Raw genomic sequence first — 515 nt, forward strand, 5'->3', positions numbered from 1 at the left:
CATTCTCCAGGGCAGCGGTGCTCCAATGTTCGGTCCTGAGGTCAGCGGTCAGGTTGACGCTGCCTCAGCCATTAACACGGTCGCCAAAGCCCTCGGAATGACCGCCCAGGGTGACGAGCAGTACGCACTCAAGCTCATAAACGACAGCATGAAGGCTGCAGCTGCCAAACTCAAGGAGAAGGGCTACAACCTCACCTACGAGAATGGGATGTGGTACTTCCAGGGTAAGCCCGTTAAGGTCACCATCATCGGCCGTGTCGAGGACCAGAGGCTTGACGAGGCCAAGTACATCAACAAGATTCTCCAGAAGGCCGGCTTCGAGACCTGGCTCAACGGATGGACCAGGGAGCAAGCAAATAAGGTTGTTTACTCCAGTGATCCGCACACCCTCCAGTGGAGTGTTTACACTGAGGGCTGGGTTAGCAGTGGAATTCAGCCGGTTACGAGCATTGCCTGGGACTACTGGTTCTTTGACTACTACGTTGACCCGAACTGGGGTACTGCCTACCACAACC

Annotated in this window: 1 pseudogene; it reads left to right on the forward strand. The window is 55.5% G+C overall.

The window, feature by feature from the left end:
• Positions 1 to 25: 25 nt before the first annotated feature.
• Positions 26 to 515, forward strand: a pseudogene (locus E3E29_RS11325) (peptide ABC transporter substrate-binding protein); the annotation flags it as partial.

Source organism: Thermococcus sp. Bubb.Bath (assembly GCF_012027595.1).
In the GTDB taxonomy this organism is placed as follows: domain Archaea; phylum Methanobacteriota_B; class Thermococci; order Thermococcales; family Thermococcaceae; genus Thermococcus.